The organism is Sphingobacterium sp. WOUb80 (genome assembly GCF_050058145.1).
Classification (GTDB): Bacteria; Bacteroidota; Bacteroidia; order Sphingobacteriales; family Sphingobacteriaceae; genus Sphingobacterium.
In genome coordinates this window covers 4,404,647-4,423,967 of the sequence record NZ_CP165617.1, presented here as the reverse complement: position 1 = coordinate 4,423,967, position 19,321 = coordinate 4,404,647, and the positions used below count along the sequence as shown (strand labels likewise).

Here is a 19,321-nt window from a genome sequence, read left to right as displayed (position 1 = left end):
AAATTAAAATGATGAAGATTTCAATTAAAAAATATACAGCAGCAGCAGCCGTTCTTCTTTTGATGGGAAGCTGCAGCAAAGATTTTCTCAATCGTACGAACCCAAACAAACCGGTGTCGGAGATTTTCTGGTCGAATGAAGCGGAAGTACAGGCGGCAATGGCAACCGTTTATTCACCTATCCGTGGGCAAATGGAAGGGTATTATGGCGCCTATACGGGATGGCAGACGATGAATCGTGCTGATGATGTTTGGTTCCTTGCAGGTGAAGAAAGATTTACATGGGAATATGCAACCTTTCTAAATACTCCGGGAACTGGAGGAAGTGATTTTGGAAGTTTATATAATGGTATTAATCGAGCCAATGTGCTTCTCTATAATATTGGGAAAGTTTCCATGGACGAAGCAAAGAGAAAGGAGCTGATTTCCGAGGCTACTTTTTTACGGGGCGTATATTACTTTTTGTTGGCTTCCAATTATGGCGATGTACCGTTATTGTTGGTTCCCGCAGATGTTGATCCCGAAAACAAACCATCGACAGCTGAAGCTGATATCTGGAAACAAGTGATCGCGGACTTCAAGGCTGCAAAAGAAAATTTACCTGTTACACGTCCAGCAGCAGAAGCGGGCCGAGTGACTAAAGGAGCAGCGATTGCTTTTTTAGGAAAGTCATTGGTGTATACTAAACAATATGGGGAAGCCGAAACAGAATTGAAGACGCTGTTAACTGCTCCTTACAACTATGATCTTGTCGAAAATTTCGAAGATAATTTTAAAGACAATACAAAGTTAAATAAAGAATCCGTTTGGGAATTGGTATATGATGGTAAATATGGTTCAGATGGCATTTGGGGGGCAGAGAATCCCAATAGTCGTCAAGGATTTATCATTCCCAATTTTGCGGGACCGGCAGGTACAGGGGCTTGGTTTAAGTTGGTGCCAGGTATTTCCGTTGTTCGCGATTTTATCGCAGAGGAGCGCCCAAGTGGATCAGATAGCCGTTTTGACAAACGGATGTATACCAGCTTCTACTGGAAATATTCGGACTATGAAACTGGTCTTACAGACGGCGCTTGGTTCGGCAATCTTTCTTTTGATAAGTTGTGGTCAGAGTCTATGGCTAAAATTTCAGCAAACCCAGGTCTTGTGTATCCGACGATAGATAATAAGCCTGGACGATTCTTGATCAAGAAATACACCAACTTCTTTAGAAATGTATCCGGAGCTAACAGTATGTACGACGCCGCCAATACAAACAATAACTTCCGTCTGCTACGTTTTGCAGAAGTACTACTTTTACATGCAGAGGCATGTGCTAAGAATGGTAACACTGCTGGAGCTGCTTCTAGTTTAAAACGCGTTCGCGATCGTGCAGGATTAGCCAATAAAACTTGGACCAATGCGGATGATTTGATGAAAGAGATTATTCACCAGAACGAACTTGAGTTTTTCTTTGAAGGTCATCGTTTCTTCGATTTAAAACGCTGGTATCCTTATGCTCAAATGAAGCAGATTTTTGTAGATAATAAAAAGCAAGGTGCTACCGAGTTTCAACCAAAGCATTATTATCTGCCTTTGCCAGAAGGTGAAATTAATACCAACACCAAGATTCAGCAGCATCCGTTGTGGCGATAAAGAAATACAGTCAAAATCTTAATTCGTATAAATTTACCGATCATTAAAATTGCAAAGTATTATGAAAAATTATCTGACATTATGTTTATTGTGTTGTATGGCTTTTGTTGCGAGTAGCTATTCTGTTCCTAAACTTATTGAAAATGAAAATAATACAAATAGCAAGGATTATGTAAAAACAAAGAAGCTTGTATTTGCTAATACCGTTTCTATAAACCTCAATAATTCAACCGGTACGGCATTACCTAATTGTGGTGTTTATCTTAAACAAAATGGAAATATAGTGATGACTTTGTATTATCCTATTGCGCCTGGTGTTAGCTTTTATACGAACATTCCAGCAGGAACTTACGAAGTTGAAGGGTTCTTTTTAGGATCGAATTCTGGCCAATATCTTTATGGATTGCCAATGAAGGGATCTAAATGTGGAGGGGCGGAGTCAAACTTCGGGAATTACCAACTTAATGATTATGACCAATTTTCCATCATATGTATACTTGCTAGTCAAGCTAGTGGTTATCCTTTCTGTGCAAATCACTAAGAGCTTGGCATACACATAAAAATTTATTCTCGATTCCACAGTTGAGTGTTAGTTTTTTCCGGTAGGGGAGTAGATGCCTCTGCCGGAATACTTTTTAAAATTTCTTTTAAACAATAATATGTATGATTGCAGTACAACGGATGGGTAGATTTTTCACTACTTTGATTTTGCCACTTATATGCTTTGTTCTGTTGTTTTTTTCCTGTAAGAAAGATGGGGAAACAACGAATGAATTATCTTCCAAGCTGGCATTGACATCTAAAATCGATGCAGGAGAATTGTTGCTTGATGTCAATCAGCATACACTAGAGTATGTTTTCAATTTTGAGAAGGGAGCCGTAAATGTCCCCGTAAAGGATATCCTCAAGATAACTTCTGATCTGGCACATTGGCGTACAAAACTCGCCTTTAGCGACGGGTCGGAGGTGGAGGTACCTACCAAGGGTAGTTCGCTCGATTTTATTGTTGAAAATATTAAACTCGATCCTTCGGGTTATAATCCACTGTCGGCCATGGTAAATGTATGGCTACCGACCTATGGTCGTGTACGGGTAACTGTGCGTGGTAAGCATGGCAAACTGGGTACTATTACGCATTTATGTAACGATGATACACCACGTCAAAACGTACCGATATTAGGCTTATATGCCGATTATGATAATGTGGTCGATCTTGCCTTTACTGACCGGGAAGGCAACGAGCGCGGTAGCACAACGATACATATTGTCACACAAGCTCTAACAGTACAAGACTTTCCCCAGTGGAAGATTGTCAAGGGGCAAACCGAGAAAATGGAGCCTGGGATCAATTTGGTGAGTTATCCGGGGCAGAGTGAACTAGATACTTCTTTACCTTATATGATTGATAACGAGGGGGAATTGCGTTGGTTGTTGCTGTTGAAAAAATCGCCTGATTTACAGAAATTTTCCGGATCGATAGGTCTTAAGCGGACCAAAAAAGGGACCTTTATTTCGGGTGATCAGTCTCAGCAACGTGTCGTTGAAATTGATCTTTTTGGAAACTTGGTCAATCAGTGGGATCTGGGGAAACTGGGGTATGGATTTCACCATGAGGTTAGTGAAGCAGCCAATGGTAATTTCTTGATCAATGTAACCAAAGTTGCGGCACGTTTAACTAATGGCGAACCGCGTATTAACGACTTTATCATCGAATTGAATCCACAAACAGGTGTCTTAGTCAATGAATGGGATCTTGCCAAGCAACTTGATACAACGCGTTATATCAAGCCCGATGGCATAACACCGCCAGCATTTTCGCAAAGCCCCAATAACTGGGCACATAATAATTCGATTACAGAAATTGGAGAAGATTTACTGGCTACGGCACGTTATCAGGGAATCTTCAGTTTTAACCATTCGGGAACGACGCAATGGATTATATCGCCGCATAAAAATTGGGGCGCCAAATATCAGAACTTGTTGTTAAAGCCAATAGCGGAAGACGGTACTGCAATTACAGACCCAGCGGTGATCAATGGCGATGCTGCGGTTGCTGGTTTTGATTGGCCTTGGGGGCCACATACACCTGTAGCCCTGAGCAAGGATCGCATTTTAGTGTTTGACAATGGGTATAATCGGCAGTGGAAATCCAATTTTGCTCCGGGGGTGAACAGCTATAGCCGGGTCGTGGAATACAAGGTTGACCTGGCGAATAGAACAGTGCAACAAGTATGGTCTTATGGCAAGGATCGCGGAGCGCAAGGCTTTTCACAGGCTATATCCGGCGTACAATATTTGGGGCAAACTGGACACGTCTTATTTTGCCCGGGTATGGGGGTAGCCACTTCTATTGGTTCGGGCGGACGTGTTGTGGAGATTGATCCGAAAACCAAAGAAGTGATATTCGATCTTGAGATCGCCACAGGCAGCGGTACTGCATTTCATCGTGTGACACGGATGCCACTTTATCCCGAAAACTTGTAAAGTATTTTTTTTGAACTGAACTAAATTTATGGCCGAATCATTTGAACGTCAGCAAGCTTATATTATCGAATCACAACGCTTATTATTGGAAAGAGCCAATGTCGAACTGTCCAATCCAGGGAAAATTGTTAAGCGTTATTTATATCCTGTTGTTACTAAAGAACATATCCCGTTGACTTGGCGTTATGATTTTAATCCCTTGACAAATCCTCTTTTTTTAGAACGGATCGCTTTCAATTCAACAATGAATGCGGGGGCACTCTACTGGCAAGGCAAGTATCTTTTGTTTGTTCGTGTTGAAGGGGCTGATCGAAAATCATTTTTTGCGATAGCAGAAAGTGAAAATGGGGTGGATAATTTCCGTTTTTGGGATCAGCCATTGGCTCTTCCGGAATTGGATAATGAAGAAACAAATGTATATGATATACGTCTAACTGCTCATGAAGACGGTTGGGTGTATGGTATTTTTTGCAGTGAAAAACGAGATGCAGCAGCAGCTCCTGGGGATCTCTCCAGTGCAGTTGCTTCAGCAGGCATCATTCGATCAAAAGATTTGAAGCACTGGGAGCGTTTACACAATCTGAAAGCGAGTAGTCAACAGCGAAATGTTGTATTGCACCCCGAATTTGTACAGGGGAAATATGCTTTGTATACACGACCACAAGATGATTTTATCCTAGCAAAACGTGGTGGTGGAATTGGATGGTCATTGATTGATGATATTAAAAATGCTGTTGTTGTTGAAGAACAGATTATAAATAAGCGTTTTTATCACACAATTAAGGAACTGAAAAATGGTGAAGGTCCAGCACCTTTAAAAACAGCAAAGGGATGGTTACACCTCGCCCATGGCGTGCGTGGCACGGCTGCTGGCTTACGTTATGTGCTGTATATTTATCTGACTAGTCTGGACGATCCGAGTCGATTAATAGCTGAACCGGCAGGTTATCTGATGGCCCCGGAAGGAGAGGAACGGATCGGTGATGTTTCCAATGTGTTATTTTCCAACGGTTGGATCATGAATGCTGACGGTATAGTTTATATCTACTACGCATCGAGTGACACACGAATGCATGTCGCCGTATCTTCGGTGGACCGGCTTTTGGATTACTGTCTAAACACAGCATCCGACGGCCTTCGTTCGGCAGCCTCGGTTGACAATGTCCTGCAGCTTATCGGCCGAAATGCTTTATATGCAAGGGGAGAATCCGAAATTTGTTCACAAGACAATGTGAAACAGGCCTGATAATAGGATGCGAAATTGAAAGCCGACCTTCTATTTTTAGATCGCATAGCTCGGCTTGTCGTTAGTTATATAAAGCTTATTGTTAGTTATAAAATCGATATTTAGGAGTATACAAATGAAAAATCTGATCAAGTATTATGGGGTGATTTCTTTACTTTTTTTGTGTTTGACAGTGAAATCTCAGGCCGATCAACCGCTAAAGATAATTTCTTACAATATCTGGAATGGATTTGAACATACGAAAGCAAAAGCGGATAAATTTATCCATTGGATGGAACGGCAGCAACCCGATATTGTTGCTTTAGAAGAACTGGTCGATTTCAAACAGGCCGATCTTCAACAGCTGGCCGAATCCTACGGACACCATTACAGCGTCTTACTCAAAAAGAAGGGCTATCCGGTAGGGATTACATCCCGGTATCCGATTACCTTGATCAAAGCCCAGGAGGATGGGTTCTGGCATGGCATGCTGCATGTCAAAATTAAAGATATTGACTTTATTGTCACGCATCTCAGTCCTTTTTCCTGGAAGTATCGGTTGAAGGAAGCGCAGCAGATAGTGGATTATATCAAAAGTAATTCCCTGAATAACTGTATGGTCATGGGGGACCTCAATGCTTATTCTCCATTGGATGCAATTTGGCTGGAACACAAAGAACCCTTGAGGAAGAATTTATTGAATTGGGATCAAGCGCACCCAGAATATGGCAATATGCGTGGACAACGGTTCGATTATAGTGTGCTGTCGACTTTTATTGCTGCGGGTTTTGATGATTGTATTGGACGTACTGTATTTCCGGAAAATAAGCGGGTCAGTTTTCCAACAGCGACGCTTTATGGCTGGAATTGGGGTGACAGCCGATTAGCTGAAGTGTCGGAAAGGCTAGATTATATTCTATTGTCGGAGCGATTGTCGCCTTTGGTTCAGAAGGTCGAAGTGCACAATGGTCCTGATCTCGAAGGAATATCAGATCATTATCCAGTTTCTGTCGTGATTGGCCAATTGGAGAAGTAGAAATATAATTGTAGATTGCGGTTGACCACGAGAAGAATATTCATGGAACTTTCCGTAATAGATATAGTTATCATCGTCTGTTATTTGCTGACGATGATTGTCATTGGCCTGATTCTTAAAAAGCGAGCTTCTAAGGATCTCGACTCTTATTTCTTGGGGGGGAAGTCACTTCCTTACTATATGCTTGGTATTTCTGATGCATCGGGGATGTTCGATATTTCGGGTACGATGTGGATGGTTTATCTTGCCTTTGTCTATGGACTCAAGAGTATGTGGATTCCTTGGTTGTGGCCTGTCTTTAATCAGATTTTCCTGATGGTTTACCTTTCGGTATGGCTGCGGCGTTCGAATGTATTGACGGGGGCTGAATGGATCCGAACCCGTTTTGGGCATGGTAAGGGGGCAGATGGGGCTTACACCATCGTCATTTTATACGCTATTGTAGCGGTGTTGGGTTTTCTATGTTATGGATTTATCGGAATCGGTAAATTTATGGAGGTATTCTTCCCCTGGGAACAGCTTTCGCGGTTCATTCCATTGACTATTGATCCGATGTATGTTCCCCAGTTATACGGCATATTTTTTACAGCTATTACGACATTTTATGTCATGCTTGGCGGCATGCATAGTATTGTTTGGGCAGATATGGTGAAGTTTGCTATCATGATCGTATCCGGCATTGCAATCGCCGTAATTGCCATGCAGCAGGTAAGTCCTGAATTGTTGGCTGCGAATACACCTGAGGGGTGGGACTCCCCCTTCTTTGGCTGGCATCTGGATATGGACTGGAGTAATTTACTCCCTTCGATCATGGACAGAATAGCCGATGATCAATACAACCTGTTTACGGTATTTGTGATGATGATGCTTTTCAAAGGTATTTTTATGAGTATGGCCGGACCTGCAGCCAACTATGATATGCAAAAGATTCTGGCCTGTAGGTCACCAAAAGAAGCCGCATTAATGAGCGGATCGGTATCTGTTATCTTGCTGATCCCACGTTATCTGATGATCATGGGTTTCACGGTGTTAGCACTTGTGTTCTTTCGGGATGAGTTTACAGCGATGGGAAGCCATATGGATTTTGAGATCATTTTACCCAAAGCAATTAGTCGTTTTGGGAAGGTTGGGTTGACCGGTTTACTATTGGCGGGACTTCTGGCTGCTTTTATGTCTTCATTTGCTTCAACGATAAATGCGGCGCAAGCATATTTGGTCAATGATGTCTTGTTGAAATTTTTTTATCGTTCTGCTTCGCCTAAAAAACAGATTCGGTTGAGTTATATTGTTTCTGTTTCTGTGGTTGTTTGCAGCACGATCATCGGATTATATGTCCAAAACATCAATTCGGTGCTGCAGTGGATCGTTTCGGCACTCTATGGTGGGTATATTGCCGCGAATGTACTCAAGTGGCATTGGTGGCGATTTAATGGGACCGGATTTTTTTGGGGAATGTTGACCGGTATATTCGGTGCAATTATTCTGCCCCAGTTTTTCCCGCATACTTTGCCGCTTTATTATTTCCCCTTTTTGTTTGTCCTATCGCTGCTCGGCTGTTTGATGGGAACTTGGTTATCCAAACCTACTGAAGACGATGTGCTTGTCGATTTTTATGTGCGTGTTCGCCCATGGGGCTTTTGGGGACCAATTCACCAAAAAGCCTTGCAGAAATATCCTGATCTTAAAAGGAATAATCACTTTAAGCGTGATTTATTTAATGTTGGGGTGGGGATTGTATGGCAATGTTGTTTGACATTGATCCCGATGTATATTGTTATTCAACAGGGACAAGGCTTACTGACCAGTATACTGATTTTAGGTATTACTACGCTGATCCTTAAAAAGAACTGGTATGACAAGATGTGTCGCGATGAGGCTGAATACGATGCTTTTATGACAAAATACGGAATGAATAAAGCAGATTGATAAGCAAATAAGTTTTTAAATAAGGCTGAGCGAAGAGAAGAATCATGTAATCGGACGGCCTGTCGTTTGATTAAAAAATCGTTCGATCGTACCGTACCGATTACCTTGATGATGTGTTTTGCGTTTAGTTGCTCGCTTTAACCGTAAACGGAACAACATACTGTCCCCACTCCAAAGAAACGGTTCCTTGTGGTGTCGCATTGATCTTAAATTGTTCCTGTGAATTGCTTGCTGTGGCATTGCTGACAGAAACACGTAGGGCATCTTCGTTGGCATCATATTTTGTCCCCCACTGATTCCACACTTTATTGAACATAATTGTTGTTTCGTGTTCTCCAGGGATACTGTAAAGACCATATTTTCCAGCGGCTAATTTCTTGCCTTCAACCAATACATCTTTATTAAATTCGATGGTGGTCGCTTCATTTGCTCCAGTACGCCATACAATACCGATAGGGGCGATATCAACACCAAGCTGACGGCCTTTCAATGAAGGTCGGCTATAATTAATGTCAATCGTGACACCATCTGTGGTGGTTACCTTGGTGTTGTCTGGAGGACTTGGGCGTTTACTTTTGTCGGTCTGGGCAAAAGTAAGTTGACCTATTAAGGTCAGGATTGTTAAAATTAGTACTCTCATTTTTCGTATATTATTGATTAAACAATTAAACTTAGATAAATTACTTTTTATATGCAATATGCCTTCGGCCAAATAAAAGTAATTTATCGATCTCTCCTCAGTTATTGAATAGCTTTTAATAAAGGAAATATAAGATTTTTTAAGTTATGGAATTGTTAGTTTTTTTTGAAGACTTTGGGCGGGATATTTTGGTTATATAAACGGAAAAAGCCAGGATATGAATCACTGGCTTTTTCCGTTTATATCATTTATTTAAACAAGATATTCAAATAGTGTTTGGTCTTTGTTGATTTCAATGACATCAAACTTATATTCTTTCATGCGTTCAATCAATGTTTCGTAATCCTCAGGCTTGTTAAGCTCAATGCCGACTAGCGCTGGACCTCTTTCGCGTTCTGTTTTTTTGATAAACTCAAAACGGGTAATATCATCCTTAGGTCCCAATACTTCAGAAACGAAGAGTTTTAATGCACCTGGGCGTTGTGGGAAACGAACGATAAAATAATGTTTGTACCCTTCGTAAAGTAGAGACAATTCTTTGATTTCACTCATGCGGTCAATATCGTTGTTTCCACCGGATATGATGCAGACGACTTTCTTACCTTTAATTTCATCTTTGTGAAATTCAAGAGCAGCTACCGATAAAGCACCCGCGGGCTCAACGACAATTGCATCCTTATTGTACAGCTCTAGGATACAGGTACAGATCTTTCCCTCTGGAATTGAGCGTGTGTCATCCAACAATTGTTTGGCAATTTCGAAGGTTGTTGCACCGATTTTTTTAACGGCGGCCCCATCAACAAATTTGTTGATATGCTCCAGCTCGATCGGTGAGCCATGTGTCAAAGCCGCTTGCATGGAGGGAGCCCCTTCGGGTTCAACACCATAACATTTGATCGCTTTGTTTTTGCTTTTCAGGTAATAGCTCGCTCCCGCGGCAAGTCCACCACCACCTATTGGGATAAATATGGCATCCATATCGGGAAGATCTTGTAAAGCTTCAACGGCTACAGTACCTTGTCCTTCCACAACTTTGAGATCATCAAATGGTGGGATAAAAGTCATACCGTGCTCTTCTGTGTAAGCTAAGGCCGCTTTTTGACAGTCATCAAAAGTGTCGCCGGTCAAGATAATTTCTACATTACCGTTGCCCCACATCTCTGTTTGTGAAATCTTTTGACGTGGTGTCGGCCCCGGCATAAATATCACGCCTTTGATGTCGAGCTTATTGCAAGAGAAAGCAACGCCCTGGGCGTGGTTGCCAGCACTCGCACATACAACGCCGCGTTGTCGCTCTTCGGTTGTTAGTGAAATAATTTTATTGTAAGCACCACGTAATTTATAGGAACGTACGACTTGTAAATCTTCCCGTTTGAGATAGACTTCGGCACCATATTTTTCGGATAGATGACGATTATATTGAAGCGGTGTTCTGTTGACCACTGACTTGATGCGGTCAAGCGTAGCTTCTGAATTGATGTTTAAGGTTGATAGATTCATTGTTAGATGATTGCCTAGTTAAGGTAGCAAATAAAACGCAGATATTCGTTGTTATATGAGAGATTCTACCTATACAGTGTTTAATTTGAATTGATTTTGAATGGAAGATCGTTTGAACGCGTGATAAAATAATAATCAGCTACGTGTCATTTGGATCCTTTTTAAAAAAATGTGTTTATGATAAAAAAAGGCTGCATCTGCAGCCTTCCTTTTTTATATCTTTTCCTGGATGAGGCTTTTTAGGTCATCATCACAAATATTTTTCTTTTCGTCGGCCAAAACCAAGAAGCGTTGATAGCAATCTGCTAAATCATCTTTTTCAAGATGGAAACCTAAACGCTCCAAATGGTGTTTAAGGGCATGTCTTCCTGAACGGGCAGTTAAGATAATATCAGCTTCAACTAGACCAACATCTTCGGGTCTGATGATCTCATAGTTTTCACGGTGTTTTAAGAAGCCATCTTGATGTATACCCGAGCTATGAGCGAAGGCATTGCGGCCAACAATCGCTTTATTCGGTTGTACAGGCATGTTCATCATGTCACTTACCTTGCGGGATAAGTACGTAAACATGCGGCTATCAATATTTGATGTTAAACTTCCAAATGCTTGGTTGTGCACTTTAAGAATCATGGCTACTTCTTCAAGTGAGGTGTTTCCTGCACGCTCACCAATACCGTTGATCGTACATTCTACCTGACGGGCCCCATTTTGGATGGCAGCGATCGAATTTGCTGTTGCAAGTCCCAAGTCATTGTGACAATGTGCCGAAATAATTGCCTGATCGATATTGCGTACATTTTCCTTTAAATACTTGATTTTGGAACCATATTGGTCTGGTAAACAATAGCCGTTTGTATCAGGGATGTTGACCACAGTAGCACCGGCAGCAATCACCGATTCAACCATTTTAGCTAGAAATTCCAAGTCTGCGCGACCAGCATCTTCTGCATAAAACTCGACATCTTCTACATAGGATTTGGCATGTTTTACAGCCGCAACGGCACGTTCTAAAATTTCTTCTCTTGTGCTGTTAAATTTATATTTGATATGCATGTCCGAAGAACCAATACCGGTATGGATACGTGGGCGTTTGGCATATTTTAATGCCTCGGCAGCTACGTCAATATCGTTTTGATTGGCACGGGTCAATGCGCATATGATGACATCGTTTACCGCTTTAGATAATTCTACCACCGATTGAAAATCACCAGGGCTAGACACTGGGAAACCGGCTTCGATAATATCTACCCCTAGTTTTTCCAGGTCTTTAGCAATCTCAATTTTCTCTGGAGTAGTTAATTGGCAGCCTGGTACCTGTTCGCCATCACGTAATGTGGTGTCGAAAATGTAAAGATGATTAGGATCGTGTAACATAATTTCTTAATTCAAAAAGATTTACAAATTAAAAAGGGTATACTATTTAATAAACTCCAATACTTTTTCACCCATTTCCTGAGTACCTAAGATTTTTGAAGCTTCTGTGCTACTATTAGCAATATCACCGGTTCTCCAACCAGCTTTTAATGTTTCAGCAACAGCATTGGTAACAGCTTTAGCTTCGTCCTGTAGACCAAAGCTAATATCAAGCATCAAGGCTGCAGATAAAATTGAAGCCAGTGGATTGGCTTTATTTTGACCAGCGATATCGTGTGCTGAGCCGTGGATAGGTTCGAAGAAGCCTGTGCCATCACCTACGGAAGCAGAAGCCAACATACCCATTGAGCCTGCGATCTGTGACGCTTCGTCTGTCAAGATATCACCAAAAAGATTGGCTGTCAATACCACATCAAATTTCTTCGGATTTTTCACCAATTGCATGGCCGCATTATCGATAAACATGTGCTCGGTTTCAACATCCGGATATTCTTTTGCGATTTCCTGTACAACTTCTCTCCACAGGCGGGATGTTTCCAATACATTGGCTTTATCAACAGAGCATAATCTTTTGTTACGTGTACGTGCTGCATCATAAGCTTTACGTGCGATACGTTCAACCTCGTAACGGTGGTAGTTCATCAGATCTGACGCAAAGGTGTTGTCCTCATTGCGGTTTTTTTCACCAAAATACACATCACCTGTCAATTCACGGAAGAAAAGGATATCTGTACCTTGAAGAATTTCAGGCTTTAAACTCGAAGCATCTAATAACTCATCGAATAAAAGGATTGGACGAAGATTTGCGTAAAGACCTAGTTCTTTACGGATTTTTAATAAGCCTTGTTCAGGTCTTACTTTAGCAGAAGGATCATTATCATACTTGATATGGCCAATGGCGCCGAAAAGGATCGCATCAGAAGCTTTTGCTTTCGCTAATGTTTCATCAGGAAGAGGGTTGCCTGTCGCCTCAATTGCAGTATGGCCCATGATAGCTTCATCAAAGCTGAATTCATGACCATAATTTTCACCGATTTTTTCTAAAACTTTTTTACCCCAAGTTGTTACTTCTTGGCCGATGCCGTCTCCAGGTATGATTAAAATATTTTTCTTCATTGTATTTTTAGTATTGAGCTATCAGAGATAGGTATATGGAAACTTTGGAAGATAGGCCTAAGACCTATTGAATTGTCTTTACTTTTGACTTTTGATTTCCAATGTTTTGCCAATATCTTGATGCTCTTTTAATTTTTTTGTTCTTATTTTCAAATTAATTGAAGTTTTCCACATTTTTTATGTTGATAAAGCCTCTTTTTTGTGGATAACTTCGGATACAGCCTTTACTTCTCCCTTTTCCAACACGATTTTATTGTCAATACACGTTGGTAGTTGGGTTTGGAAGTGCCCTACATAAATGAGGGTCTGGCCACTTTTACTGAGGTCATCGATGACGTCGTTGAAATACTGGGTCTGCTCTTTGTCTAAACCCTGACAAGGTTCGTCCAAAATCAGCAATTCAGGGTGTTTCACGATCGTACGAGCCAATAAGACCAAACGTTGTTGACCTAGTGGTAATGATCCCAATGTTTTGTGTTTCACCTCTTTAAGGTCAAAAAAATGGAGAATTTGTTCGAGCTTTTGCTGTTGTTCAAATCCTAATCGTTGGTAGAGGCTCATGGAGTCAAAAAATCCCGAAGCGATAGTCTGTCCCACGTTGGCATTCATATCATAGTACCAATGTAATTCGGGTGATATAATACCCAAATGTTCTTTGATATCCCAAATGCTTTCTCCAGATCCTCTTTTTTTGCCAAAAAGATGGATGTCATTGGCGTAGGCCTGTGGATGATCTCCGTTGATGAGACTGAGCAATGTGGATTTTCCTGAACCATTATGCCCTTGAAGCAACCATTTTTCGCCGGCTTTTACTTCCCAGTCAATATCCTTTAAGACTTGCTTTTCGCCGTATGAAATATTGATCTTATTCATTTTTACCATGACCTGGGAGGATACCTGGGGAGCCTGTTGCAGAAAATAAGGCAGCGCCTTTCTTGTTCGGGGCAAACCTTTGGATAGCTCTTCACTATGTTGGCGAGTCACGATTTTACCCTCCTGAATCTCCGCAAAACGATTGATGCAGTTGGGCTGTTCGTCATCATTACTTATCAACAACAAGGTGACACCCTTATCCGCAAGCTGATCGAAAATCTGATTGAGATCTTCCCGAGACTGTGCATCTAGTCCTGTATAAGGCTGGTCAATAATGAGCAGCTGAGGTTGAAGCCACAAGGCCTTGATCAATTGCAGTCTTTTGTGTTCGCCACTCGAAAGTTCAATCAACTGCTGATCTTTGAAATTTTCGAAGCCAAAAATGCTCAGGTAAGCACGTACGTTTTCAAAAGAAAGCTGTTCTTCCTGTGCAAAATGTTTCAACTCGGCAAAAACAGTTAATGTGTCGTTTTTCGCGAATTTGTTGTAACGCTGCTGATAGTAGAAGTTGCGATCACCTTCGAGATTGGTAAATTGAAACCAATTGGAAACGTAGTGAATTTTTGCCGGCAATAGGCTCGTTGGGTCAAGGTGGAATGTGATCTGGCCTTCATACTTCAATTGACCGGCAATCGCTTTTGCAAGCGTGGTTTTTCCTGTACCGCTCGGACCACCTAAGATCCATTGCTCGCCAGGAAAAATTTGCCAATTTAAGTCTTGCAGTACGGTATCTTTACCGTACTGAATGGTTAAATTGGCAATATGGACGACAGGATCTACCATTGTCTGTTTGCTTCAAATGCTTCGATTGAATCTTTTTGATTAAGGATAAAATCAATGTCATCATATCCATTGATCAAGCATGATTTTTTGTATGGATTGATTTCAAATTCAAATTGATCGCCTGTTTCTGTCAACATGACTGTTTGTTTCTCCAGATCGACGATGATTTCTGTTTTAGGATTTTTCTGTACCAACTCGAAGATTTTTCCTAAAAATTCTTCCGGTACCTGAATCGGTAATACACCATTATTAAGGGCATTTCCTTTGAATATATCGGCAAAGAATGAGCTGATGACCACATCAAAGCCATAGTCTTGAATAGCCCATGCGGCATGCTCGCGGCTTGAACCACAACCAAAGTTTTTACCGGCAACCAATATTTTCCCTGTATAGGTCGGGTTGTTCAACACAAAGTCAGTTTTGGGCTGATTGTCTGTGTCAAAACGCCAATCGCGGAATAAATTATCACCAAAACCTTCACGCGTGGTCGCTTTTAGAAAGCGTGCGGGAATAATTTGATCAGTATCAATATTTTCGATAGGTAGAGGGACTACCTGGGACGTTAAAGTTTCAAATTTTTTCATTTTTTTCTGCTTAGATCAACTCTCTTACATCTGTTACTTTACCTGTTACTGCCGCAGCTGCTGCTGTCAAAGGCGATACCAGCATGGTGCGGGCATTCGGTCCCTGACGTCCTTCGAAATTTCTATTTGAAGTCGAAACGCAATATTTACCAGCAGGGATTTTATCTTCGTTCATACCTAAACATGCCGAACATCCTGGTTCACGAAGCTGGAATCCTGCCGCTTCAAATATTTTATCCAAGCCTTCTTCTTTAGCTTGTTTTTCTACTTGTTTTGAGCCCGGTACAATCCATACTTCAACGTCTTGTGCTTTTTGTTTGCCTTTAACGAATGAAGCTACTTCACGTAAATCTTCAATACGGGAATTGGTACAACTTCCGATGAAAACATAATCAACACGGTTACCTAGTACGACAGAATCATCTTTAAAGCCCATGTAATCCAATGCTTTTTGGTACGATGGTCTTTCTGATTCCGGTTGTGCGTTAGTAGCAGGGATATGTTCTGCGATACCCATACCCATGCCTGGGTTGGTGCCATAAGTAATCATTGGCGCAATGTCTGCAGCATCAAAAGTCAATACTTTATCAAAGATGGCATCTTCGTCAGAATATAATGTTTTCCAGTAGGCAAGAGCCTTGTCCCATTCTTCACCTTTCGGTGCGAATTCACGGCCTTCCACATAGTCAAAAGTGATTTGATCCGGAGCAATTAAGCCTCCGCGAGCTCCCATTTCTATACTCATGTTACAGATGGTCATACGCGCTTCCATACTTAATGAGCGGATTGCTGAACCAGCATATTCGATAAAGTAACCTGTACCACCCGCAGCAGAGATTTTGGAGATGATGTATAGGATGATATCTTTTGCTCCAACACCTTTTTGAAGGGTACCGTTGACTTCAATTTTCATTGTTTTTGGCTTCGACTGCAATAAACATTGTGTTGCGAAGACCTGTTCAACTTGAGAGGTTCCAATACCAAAAGCAATAGCTCCAAAAGCACCATGTGTTGAGGTATGGCTATCGCCACAGACCATCGTTTTACCTGGTAGGGTGATACCCAGCTCCGGACCAATAACGTGTACAATCCCCTGGTATGGATGCCCCAAACCATATAATTCAATACCAAATTCAGCGCAATTTTTGGTGAGCATATCAACTTGATAGCGGGATAGCTCTTCTTTGATCGGTAAATGTTGATTGAGTGTCGGTACGTTGTGGTCGGCAGTAGCTACCGTTTGCTTTGGACGAAAAACTGGGATTCCTCTTTTACGCAAGCCATCGAAAGCTTGAGGTGAAGTAACTTCATGAATCAAGTGGGTGTCGATATATATAATATCCGGAAACCCTTCTTCACGCTTGACGACGTGAGCATCCCAAATCTTTTCTACTAATGTTTTTGACATTTTTTAATCTCTCTTATGTTATTTTTATATGAATCAAGGTGATATTGTAAATGTCTCAATATCACCTTGATTTCAATATACTAAATTACGAAATATTCATGATTTTTGGAGCATGTATAATTTCGTATGGACTTTTAAACAGTTTTGATTGCTTTCATAGCCGTCATCGCTTTACGCAATTTGCGGCCAACGATTTCCACCGGGTGATCGCGTAAAATTTCATTGATAACAACCAATTGTGCATTGTCAACTGCTGCGTCTTTGTTGTCGTTAAAGTTTTTACCGACTAAATCCGTATCAACAGTTTTCATGAAGTCTGCTAATAAAGGTTTACAAGCTTGATCGAATAGGTAGCAACCGTATTCTGCAGTATCAGAGATAACACGGTTCATTTCGAATAACTTCTTACGAGCGATTGTGTTAGCGATCAATGGTGTTTCGTGCAATGATTCGTAATAGGCTGATTCTGGTTTGATACCTGCTTCAACCATTGTTTCGAATGCCAATTCCACACCTGCACGGATGAAAGCAACCATCAATGTGTAGTTGTCGAAATACTCTTGTTCGTTGATTTTAACATCACCAGCTGGCGTTTTTTCGAATGCAGTTTCACCAGTTTCAGCTCTCCATTTCAATAGGTTTGCATCACCGTTTGCCCAGTCTTCCATCATCGTCTTGCTAAAGTGACCTGACATGATATCATCTTGGTGTTTTTGGAATAAAGGACGCATGATATCTTTCAATTCTTCAGAGATCTCAAATGCTTTCACTTTAGCAGGATTGCTCAAACGGTCCATCATACCGCTTACGCCACCATGTTTCAAGGCTTCAGTGATAACTTCTACACCGTATTGTACCAATTTGGAAGCGTAACCAGCTTCGATGCCTTTCTCGATCATTTTGTCAAAAGATAAGATCGAACCTGTTTGCAACAATCCACAAAGGATAGTTTGCTCTCCCATTAAGTCTGATTTTACTTCGGCTACGAATGAAGATTTCAATACACCGGCCTTGTGTCCACCTGTTCCTACACAATATGCTTTTGCTTCAGCCCAGCCTTTTCCTTGTGGATCATTCTCTGGGTGAACAGCAATCAAAGTAGGTACACCAAAACCACGAAGATATTCTGCACGTACTTCAGAACCTGGACATTTTGGAGCAACCATGATGACAGTAATATCTTTACGGATTTGCATACCTTCTTCAACGATGTTGAAACCGTGTGAATACGATAATGTAGCACCTTCTTTCATCAACGGCATGACAGCGTTGATTACTGAAGTATGTTGTTTATCTGGAGTCAAGTTGATAACTAAATCCGCAGATGGGATCAATTCTTCGTAAGTGCCGACGTTAAAGTTGTTGTCTGTAGCGTTTTTCCAAGAATCTCTTTTTTGTTCAATAGCTTCTTTACGCAAAGCATAAGAAACGTCCAGTCCGCTATCTCTTAAGTTTAAACCTTGGTTCAAGCCTTGTGCACCACATCCTACGATTACGATTTTTTTACCTTTTAAAGCGTTTACACCATCCGTGAATTCGGTGTTATCCATGAATTCAGCGTGACTTAATTGTTCTAACTGCTCTCTAAGCGGTAAGGTGTTGAAATAATTTGCCATTGTTTTACTTTCTTTCTGTTATGGGTTGTTGATTATTTATTTTAATTATTGTACTAATCTGCGTTGAGCCATGGCGTAACCGAAATGAACGTTATCGTGTCCTGATGTCAGGGCTATAACTTCTTCAATGGTATCCATTGGATAGCCATAGGTTGCTGTTGAAAAGGAGGTGATTTCTCCGAAAACACCGTTCTCATAGTCAGCAGCAATTTGCTCAATACTGCGGATTGCGATTTCTTTCAATTCATCAACTTCTGCTTGTTCAACAAAGCGGGTTGGCTTGGTGTCTTTTTTATAATCTTCGTTATAGTCTACCCAAGTCGTATCGGCCTTGATCCCCGTACGGACATAAACTAAGGTCTGTGTACTGACGACAATGTGGGCAAAATTCCAGATGATATTGTTGTTAAATCCCACGGGAATTTTGTTAAGCTGTTCAATGGAAAGACCGTCAAGTAATTCAATGAATTTTTGACGTGACTTTAAGATAAATTTAAATGTCTCTTGCATAATACTATTAAAGCTTACATCGTAAATACGTCATCTCTTTTGTCGAGATACTCGTTTTCTACAATTTCTATCGATGGTTCCTTGGCTTCAAACTGAACCAATTTGGAATGGAAACCTGCACTATCTTTAATGATGGCGATACGTGCGCCACGGACAAATTCGATCAAACCATATTTGGTCAATTCTTCTGTCAACTTATCGATCTCCTCGCGGTGACCTGCAGTTTCAAAGACGATGTAGTCGTTGCGGATCACAACAACATTGGCACCATATTGACGTAATAAACGTTCTACATATACTTTTTCATTGACCACATCCGCAGGTACTTTATACAGCGCTTGTTCTTGCCAGATCACTTCATCATTGGTGTTATAATAGGCCTTGAGGATATCAATCTGTTTTTCCAGTTGACGACAAAGCTTACGTAAAACATCTTCAGCCTCCGTGATTACGATGGTAAAACGATGTATTCCTTCTACTTCAGAAGGGGAAGTATTCAAGCTTTCAATATTGATTTTTCTTCTTGAAAAAATTGTTGAGATCCGACCGATAAGACCGATTGAATTCTCTGTATATAGGGTGATGGTATATTCTTGTTTTTCCATGTTA

At 41.1% G+C, this 19,321-nt stretch carries 16 protein-coding genes; 6 read left to right on the top strand and 10 right to left on the bottom strand.

Going from position 1 to position 19,321, the window contains the following annotated elements:
- Positions 1–8: 8 nt before the first annotated feature.
- The 6 genes from AB1Z56_RS18440 to AB1Z56_RS18415 all read left to right on the top strand — a co-directional run bounded on the left by AB1Z56_RS18440 (position 9) and on the right by AB1Z56_RS18415 (position 8,305).
- Complete coding sequence (locus tag AB1Z56_RS18440; protein WP_309365741.1) at positions 9–1,634, top strand: RagB/SusD family nutrient uptake outer membrane protein; 1,626 nt, start codon at positions 9–11, stop codon at positions 1,632–1,634.
- 61 nt (positions 1,635–1,695) lie between these two features.
- The gene (locus AB1Z56_RS18435) at positions 1,696–2,175 is read left to right on the top strand and encodes a hypothetical protein (protein ID WP_309365742.1); all 480 of its coding nucleotides are present in this window, start codon (positions 1,696–1,698) and stop codon (positions 2,173–2,175) included.
- A gap of 122 nt (positions 2,176–2,297) precedes the next feature.
- A complete protein-coding gene (locus tag AB1Z56_RS18430) occupies positions 2,298–4,118 on the top strand; it encodes an aryl-sulfate sulfotransferase (RefSeq protein WP_309365743.1) in 1,821 nt (606 codons plus the stop codon).
- A gap of 28 nt (positions 4,119–4,146) precedes the next feature.
- A complete protein-coding gene (locus AB1Z56_RS18425) occupies positions 4,147–5,364 on the top strand; it encodes a glycoside hydrolase family 130 protein (RefSeq protein ID WP_309365744.1) in 1,218 nt (405 codons plus the stop codon).
- A 115-nt stretch (positions 5,365–5,479) separates the two neighbouring features.
- Entirely contained in the window at positions 5,480–6,379 is a 900-nt protein-coding gene (locus AB1Z56_RS18420) for an endonuclease/exonuclease/phosphatase family protein (protein WP_426789844.1), read from the top strand.
- Positions 6,380–6,421: 42 nt separating this feature from the next.
- Positions 6,422–8,305: a sodium:solute symporter family protein gene (locus AB1Z56_RS18415; protein WP_309365746.1), complete on the top strand. Its 1,884-nt coding sequence runs from the start codon at positions 6,422–6,424 to the stop codon at positions 8,303–8,305.
- Between the two features lie 124 nt (positions 8,306–8,429).
- On the opposite strand, the gene AB1Z56_RS18410 is transcribed toward AB1Z56_RS18415, so the two are convergent.
- From AB1Z56_RS18410 to ilvN, 10 genes are all read right to left on the bottom strand, one after another.
- A complete protein-coding gene (locus tag AB1Z56_RS18410) occupies positions 8,430–8,945 on the bottom strand; it encodes a DUF2911 domain-containing protein (protein ID WP_046673725.1) in 516 nt (171 codons plus the stop codon).
- A gap of 252 nt (positions 8,946–9,197) precedes the next feature.
- Positions 9,198–10,445: a threonine ammonia-lyase IlvA gene (gene ilvA / locus AB1Z56_RS18405; RefSeq protein ID WP_309365747.1), complete on the bottom strand. Its 1,248-nt coding sequence runs from the start codon at positions 10,443–10,445 to the stop codon at positions 9,198–9,200.
- A gap of 213 nt (positions 10,446–10,658) precedes the next feature.
- The gene (locus AB1Z56_RS18400; RefSeq protein ID WP_293901245.1) at positions 10,659–11,822 is read right to left on the bottom strand and encodes a 2-isopropylmalate synthase; all 1,164 of its coding nucleotides are present in this window, start codon (positions 11,820–11,822) and stop codon (positions 10,659–10,661) included.
- Between the two features lie 42 nt (positions 11,823–11,864).
- The gene (gene leuB, locus AB1Z56_RS18395; RefSeq protein ID WP_159727357.1) at positions 11,865–12,938 is read right to left on the bottom strand and encodes a 3-isopropylmalate dehydrogenase; all 1,074 of its coding nucleotides are present in this window, start codon (positions 12,936–12,938) and stop codon (positions 11,865–11,867) included.
- A gap of 177 nt (positions 12,939–13,115) precedes the next feature.
- Positions 13,116–14,594, bottom strand: a complete 1,479-nt coding sequence (locus AB1Z56_RS18390; protein ID WP_309365748.1) for an ATP-binding cassette domain-containing protein — start codon at positions 14,592–14,594, stop codon at positions 13,116–13,118.
- Positions 14,588–15,178, bottom strand: a complete 591-nt coding sequence (gene leuD / locus AB1Z56_RS18385; protein ID WP_309365749.1) for a 3-isopropylmalate dehydratase small subunit — start codon at positions 15,176–15,178, stop codon at positions 14,588–14,590. The genes AB1Z56_RS18390 and leuD overlap by 7 nt, the downstream gene beginning before the upstream one ends.
- Positions 15,179–15,188: 10 nt before the next feature.
- Complete coding sequence (gene leuC / locus AB1Z56_RS18380) at positions 15,189–16,586, bottom strand: 3-isopropylmalate dehydratase large subunit (protein ID WP_309365750.1); 1,398 nt, start codon at positions 16,584–16,586, stop codon at positions 15,189–15,191.
- A 134-nt stretch (positions 16,587–16,720) separates the two neighbouring features.
- Positions 16,721–18,202, bottom strand: coding sequence for a ketol-acid reductoisomerase (gene ilvC / locus AB1Z56_RS18375; protein WP_088163107.1), 1,482 nt, complete (start codon positions 18,200–18,202; stop codon positions 16,721–16,723).
- Between the two features lie 45 nt (positions 18,203–18,247).
- Positions 18,248–18,712, bottom strand: coding sequence for a DinB family protein (locus AB1Z56_RS18370; RefSeq protein ID WP_309365751.1), 465 nt, complete (start codon positions 18,710–18,712; stop codon positions 18,248–18,250).
- 14 nt (positions 18,713–18,726) lie between these two features.
- On the bottom strand, positions 18,727–19,317 hold the full coding sequence (ilvN, locus tag AB1Z56_RS18365) for an acetolactate synthase small subunit (protein WP_070570155.1): 591 nt from the start codon (positions 19,315–19,317) through the stop codon (positions 18,727–18,729).
- Positions 19,318–19,321 lie beyond the last annotated feature (4 nt).

Bases quoted from the DNA above. Each gene is read 5' to 3' on its own strand.
- ilvN (WP_070570155.1), bottom strand. From the start codon at position 19,317: ATGGAAAAACAAGAATATACCATCACCCTATATACAGAGAATTCAATC.
- AB1Z56_RS18435 (WP_309365742.1), top strand. From the start codon at position 1,696: ATGAAAAATTATCTGACATTATGTTTATTGTGTTGTATGGCTTTTGTT.
- AB1Z56_RS18390 (WP_309365748.1), bottom strand. From the start codon at position 14,594: ATGGTAGATCCTGTCGTCCATATTGCCAATTTAACCATTCAGTACGGT.
- AB1Z56_RS18415 (WP_309365746.1), top strand. From the start codon at position 6,422: ATGGAACTTTCCGTAATAGATATAGTTATCATCGTCTGTTATTTGCTG.
- AB1Z56_RS18370 (WP_309365751.1), bottom strand. From the start codon at position 18,712: ATGCAAGAGACATTTAAATTTATCTTAAAGTCACGTCAAAAATTCATT.
- ilvA (WP_309365747.1), bottom strand. From the start codon at position 10,445: ATGAATCTATCAACCTTAAACATCAATTCAGAAGCTACGCTTGACCGC.
- AB1Z56_RS18430 (WP_309365743.1), top strand. From the start codon at position 2,298: ATGATTGCAGTACAACGGATGGGTAGATTTTTCACTACTTTGATTTTG.
- leuB (WP_159727357.1), bottom strand. From the start codon at position 12,938: ATGAAGAAAAATATTTTAATCATACCTGGAGACGGCATCGGCCAAGAA.
- leuC (WP_309365750.1), bottom strand. From the start codon at position 16,586: ATGTCAAAAACATTAGTAGAAAAGATTTGGGATGCTCACGTCGTCAAG.
- AB1Z56_RS18425 (WP_309365744.1), top strand. From the start codon at position 4,147: ATGGCCGAATCATTTGAACGTCAGCAAGCTTATATTATCGAATCACAA.
- leuD (WP_309365749.1), bottom strand. From the start codon at position 15,178: ATGAAAAAATTTGAAACTTTAACGTCCCAGGTAGTCCCTCTACCTATC.
- AB1Z56_RS18400 (WP_293901245.1), bottom strand. From the start codon at position 11,822: ATGTTACACGATCCTAATCATCTTTACATTTTCGACACCACATTACGT.
- ilvC (WP_088163107.1), bottom strand. From the start codon at position 18,202: ATGGCAAATTATTTCAACACCTTACCGCTTAGAGAGCAGTTAGAACAA.
- AB1Z56_RS18440 (WP_309365741.1), top strand. From the start codon at position 9: ATGATGAAGATTTCAATTAAAAAATATACAGCAGCAGCAGCCGTTCTT.
- AB1Z56_RS18410 (WP_046673725.1), bottom strand. From the start codon at position 8,945: ATGAGAGTACTAATTTTAACAATCCTGACCTTAATAGGTCAACTTACT.
- AB1Z56_RS18420 (WP_426789844.1), top strand. From the start codon at position 5,480: ATGAAAAATCTGATCAAGTATTATGGGGTGATTTCTTTACTTTTTTTG.